Source organism: Levilactobacillus cerevisiae (assembly GCF_003946245.1).
GTDB lineage: Bacteria > Bacillota > Bacilli > Lactobacillales > Lactobacillaceae > Levilactobacillus > Levilactobacillus cerevisiae.
In genome coordinates, this window is sequence record NZ_RHNN01000058.1 from 1 (window position 1) to 4,682 (window position 4,682).

5 protein-coding genes are annotated in these 4,682 nt (G+C 48.8%); all 5 read left to right on the forward strand.

The features are described from left to right. Positions 1-138 precede the first annotated feature (138 nt). The 5 genes from EKM99_RS15355 (at position 139) to xerS (ending at position 4,502) form a co-directional block, all read left to right on the forward strand. Positions 139-714: a matrixin family metalloprotease gene (locus EKM99_RS15355; protein ID WP_125584183.1), complete on the forward strand. Its 576-nt coding sequence runs from the start codon at positions 139-141 to the stop codon at positions 712-714. Positions 715-882: 168 nt separating this feature from the next. Next, a complete protein-coding gene (msrB, locus tag EKM99_RS15360; RefSeq protein ID WP_125584184.1) occupies positions 883-1,326 on the forward strand; it encodes a peptide-methionine (R)-S-oxide reductase MsrB in 444 nt (147 codons plus the stop codon). A 19-nt stretch (positions 1,327-1,345) separates the two neighbouring features. Then, positions 1,346-1,867 (forward strand): peptide-methionine (S)-S-oxide reductase MsrA, encoded by a 522-nt coding sequence (gene msrA / locus EKM99_RS15365; RefSeq protein WP_191983325.1) that lies wholly within the window; start codon positions 1,346-1,348, stop codon positions 1,865-1,867. A 47-nt stretch (positions 1,868-1,914) separates the two neighbouring features. Beyond that, positions 1,915-2,361 (forward strand): NUDIX hydrolase, encoded by a 447-nt coding sequence (locus tag EKM99_RS15370; protein WP_125584185.1) that lies wholly within the window; start codon positions 1,915-1,917, stop codon positions 2,359-2,361. A 1,076-nt stretch (positions 2,362-3,437) separates the two neighbouring features. Further along, a complete protein-coding gene (gene xerS / locus EKM99_RS15375; RefSeq protein ID WP_125584186.1) occupies positions 3,438-4,502 on the forward strand; it encodes a tyrosine recombinase XerS in 1,065 nt (354 codons plus the stop codon). Positions 4,503-4,682 lie beyond the last annotated feature (180 nt).

Genomic DNA, 4,682 nt, shown 5'->3' on the forward strand with positions numbered 1-4,682 from the left:
CTCAAAAAAAATTGCCTAATCTCAAAGGATTAGACAATTTTATAAATGGAATTACCAACAACAGTTGACATAGAACCCCTATAATACGAATCGATGGTAGCCACCAGGCATCCTCCTTCGAGAGAGAGGGAACTTGGTATGATTAAACTTTGGTACCGAGGGATTTTAACTGCTGTTGCAACGTTGATTTTGTTTGTTTCACAGATTGGTGTTAGTAGCGCAATGGCCGCGGGTGTCACGCCGTTCGGTCCAGAACGCTTTGCTGAGAACCACGCGACCTACGTGATTACCACGCATTCCAAATATTATCGGAACATTTGGAAGTCAGCGATTGCTGCTTGGAATAAGACTGGTGCCTTTCATTTCGAGGCGGGTACAAAGGGAAGTGCCCAAATCGATTTGACCACGGCTTCTAAGGCGCAGGCAGCTTCGATGGGGCAGGACGTTGGGTTGACCGAGTATACGGCCAACCGAGATCTCTTAACCAAGGTCTCAGCAACGCTGAATCCGACTTTATTGGCCGAATATGGGTACGCCAAATCGGATGATCTGCACGTCGCAGAACACGAATTAGGCCACACCATGGGATTGGCCCACAACCCGTCCAAGAAGAGTGTCATGTACTACCGGAACCGCTCTGAATCCATCCAGAAGGTGGATATTGAGGGTGTTGAATTGCGATACAATACCCCTGCAGGTCAGGCAGCAAATTAAGGGAATATTAGGCTTCAAGGGGCGCCATGGCAGATGTCATGACGCCCTTGTTCTGCGGGTGACCGGTTTAAATTAAAAATTGGTTAGACAAATCACTTGTGTTTATCCCGAAAAGTTTTAAACTAGGGATATGAATAAATTGTGCACAACTAATTGGAGGCAGATCCCATGACGGAAAAAGAGAGTCAGGAAGACTTAAAACAACGCTTAACGGCTGAAGAATTTGCGGTGACCCAACACGCCGCAACCGAAGCTGCCTTTACCGGTAAGTATGATGCATTTTATGAAAAGGGAATTTACGTGGACGTGGTGAGCGGCCAACCGCTTTTCAGTTCCACCGATAAGTACGATGCTGGCTGCGGCTGGCCGTCCTTCACCCAGCCCATTGATGCGAGTCACGTGACGGAAAACACGGATCACTCATTCGGCATGTCACGCCAGGAAGTTCGCAGTACGGACGCGGGTTCCCATCTGGGTCACGTCTTCACGGATGGCCCCCAGGATAAGGGTGGTCTGCGGTACTGCATCAACTCTGCCGCTTTGAAATTCATTCCAGCAGATAAACTTGAAGAAAATGGGTACCACGACTTTCAGCAACTCTTTGAAGACTAAGTGAAGGGAGTGTTTGCACATGGCAAATATGGAAACCGCAATCTTTGCGGGCGGCTGTTTCTGGTGTATGGTGCAGCCATTTGACACGCAACCAGGGATCAAAACGGTCGTCTCCGGCTTCACGGGCGGCCATACCGTCAATCCGACCTACGCCGAAGTGGCGAGCCATACGACTGGTCATACGGAAGCCGTAGAAGTCACGTTCGATCCCAGCGTGATTAGTTATGCTGAACTCGTTGACATCTACTGGCGCCAAACGGATCCAACCGACGCTTCGGGCCAATTTCAGGACCGCGGCGACAGTTACCGGCCCGTAATTTTCGTGAACAGTCCCGAACAACGACAAATTGCTGAGCAGTCTAAGGCGGCCCTGAGCACCAGTGGCCGCTTCGACGAGCCCATCGTCACGCAGATTGAAGCCGTTCAACCGTTTTATCCTGCCGAAGAGGAGCACCAAGACTTCTACCACAAGAATCCCTTTCGTTATCAAATTGAGGAAATGGGCGGGAGACAGAATTTTATCAAGAGTAAATGGCATTAAATACCCATTCTGTATGATACAATTAAGTCTTAAAGGATGGTGATTGAATGGGATATGTGCGCAATTTACGCCAGCAAATCGGTTCCGAACCGGTGATTGTCGTGGGTTCAGCTGCGGTCGTGCGTCGGCAACAAGCGCTACTGTTGGTGAAGCGGACTGACAATCATGCTTGGGGCTTACCGGCGGGCTCCAAAGAACTGAATGAAAGTACCGTGACCACCGTCAAGCGTGAGCTTAACGAGGAAACCGGTTTGACGGCCCAGTCAGCGAAATTGTTGACGGTCGTCAGTGGTACCGGCATGCAATACAAATATCCCAATGGCGATCAGATTGATTCGGTGACGGTCGTCTATGATGTGACAGCCACCGGTGAACCCAACGGCGATGGTGATGAAACCAGTGCGGCACAGTTTTTTGAATGGGATAAGTTACCAGAAAAATTGACGCCAATCACGGAACAGATTTTAAAGGAACTGGAACCCGTAATTCGTTAAGATAAAACCAATCGGTAAAGTTGTGGTTTAACTTTTACTGATTGGTTTTTAATTTGGGGTTCCTGGGCAGAATTGGCTTTGAACGCTACTTTCGATAATATATATTATGTAAAGTAGAATATCTTTTTGATTGACTGGCCGAGAATGGTCGTTCCCTTTCTATTGTGTCGATTTGTTTGCGTTAGTTAGCATGCGCTCGTCGGAATTTCTTAAGCGTCGTGGCATCGTCACAATCTTACAGCCAGATTTGCTTGCTAAGTCTCTACACTAATTTCAAGTGCACAACTTACGGCTGAAATTGCTGACAAACTTCTGGGTAAACCTCTTTGACCGTGTCACTAGTATAAATTTCCAGCAGCAAGCCACCATCGGCCAAAAGCTGCTATTTTCAGGCGGATGCTGTGTTCCGTTCGTGATCAGGTCTCCGTCTAATCGCTGAACGTGTGCTCAGAATCAACGTCCAAATTGAGCAGTTCAGCTGCGCGCTGTCCATGAACTAGTCGTTTGAATGGCTGGGTTGATTCGTGACTGATTTGCTGTCAGTAACGTCAGTCTGAACACTCGCCAACGTGCTACAGCACTGACTAGTCGTTGTCTGAATTTTAAACGGCTGCTAGGACAACCGTATCCGCAGCGCTCAGGTAGAACTTGCTACCAACTTGGCCTGATTTTGTACCACAACCGATGCGATTAGCTGTGATACATGCTTGCTGAAGCTTTAAAGACTAGTTTTCTCAGGCCAACCCGAGCACAAATGGCGTTAAACCAGCGAATACTTTCGTTTTTCGAGCCGAGCAATGGCATTCAAGAAGCCATGGTCGCATAGAATCATCGATTTTGCGACGACACCATGGGAATTAAACGCTTAAAACACTGGTACTACAGTGTTTTGCTACAGTTGTTAGTAACTTGCACGGGTACTCTCAAGATTCAAGACGGCCATCACTTAAGACTACTTTCATTAAAACAAATATTTTAAAGAGAGTAGTCCGACAAAATCAGACGGGGGACTTGCTAATTTTGCCATTCACCGGTATGATAGAGCCTATGAGAACATATGTTCGGAGGCCGCTTCCATGGAAAAACAACATTATCTAAAATTAATCAACCAAGAACTGGCCACTGCGCCCTGGTATGTCCAAGAATACTATCAGGCAAAAGCGACCGTGCCCCTGTCACCGGCCACCCTTTATCAGTATCTCACCGAGTTTCGGCGCTTCTTCAACTGGTTGATCAGCGAAGGCCTAACGCCAGCTACCCGCCCCACTGACATTGATATTCAGGTGTTGGCCACGCTAAAAAAGGAAACCGTCGAATTATACAAGTCCGCCCTGCTGAACCAAACAAAGCTCACGGGCGCACCCGGCAGTCGGACCCATCCAACCATCAACCGTTCCCTCAACGCCCTCTCCTCGTTGTTTAAGTACCTCACAGAGGACACGGAGGACGATAACGGTGAAGCGTACTTCGACCGCAACGTCATGCATAAGATTGCCCTGGTACGGACCAGCGAGACCTACGCGACCCGGGCGGCTAACCTGAAAACCAAGCTTATGCTGGGGAACACCGACCACGATTACTTGGCTTACATTGATCACAAATATGAGGAACAGCTCTCACCCGCTAAGCAGCGCTACTTCCGGCGGGACAAGCAACGGGACCTTGCCATTAACGCTCTCTTACTGGGGAGCGGCCTCCGTGTTTCCGAGGCGGCCAACGCGGATTTGCGCCATCTCAACCTAAAAACGGGCACGATTGGGGTTGTCCGTAAGGGTGGTCAGCGGGACACGGTGCCAATTGCCCCCTGGACCTTACCCTACATTCAAGACTACGTGGCGCACCGGACTGGCATTTACCACGCGACCAGTAGTGACCGGGCATTGTTCCTCAGTAGCTACCGCGGCCAGGCATCGCGAATGCAGGCCAACTCGATTGAAAAAATGGTGGCTAAATACTCATCTGCGTTTAAAGTCCGTGTGACGCCGCATAAGCTTCGTCACACGCTGGCCTCAAAACTATACCTCGCCACTAAAAATGAGCAGCTAGTGGCCACCCAGCTGGGTCAGAACTCGACCAGCGCGACCGGGCTGTATACTCACATCATTGATGAGGAACAGCGTCACGGGTTGGAGAAGATGTAGATTTTGATTATCGTAACCACGGGATTGCTGCTAAAACAGGCCAACACCACTAATTCAATGATGTTGGCCTGTTTTTTCTACCATTAGTCAAGTACTAATCCCGGTTTAATCATGTTTCTTTTAGATGTGGTTCAAGTTATCGTTTAGGAGGAGTGTGAGCTGAAGCGAGTTAGTACTGAA

What these genes read in the sequence shown, in the direction of transcription:
- msrA (WP_191983325.1), top strand. Translation starts at nt 1,346, where the DNA reads ATGGCAAATATGGAAACCGCAATCTTTGCGGGCGGCTGTTTCTGGTGT.
- xerS (WP_125584186.1), top strand. Translation starts at nt 3,438, where the DNA reads ATGGAAAAACAACATTATCTAAAATTAATCAACCAAGAACTGGCCACT.
- EKM99_RS15370 (WP_125584185.1), top strand. Translation starts at nt 1,915, where the DNA reads ATGGGATATGTGCGCAATTTACGCCAGCAAATCGGTTCCGAACCGGTG.
- EKM99_RS15355 (WP_125584183.1), top strand. Translation starts at nt 139, where the DNA reads ATGATTAAACTTTGGTACCGAGGGATTTTAACTGCTGTTGCAACGTTG.
- msrB (WP_125584184.1), top strand. Translation starts at nt 883, where the DNA reads ATGACGGAAAAAGAGAGTCAGGAAGACTTAAAACAACGCTTAACGGCT.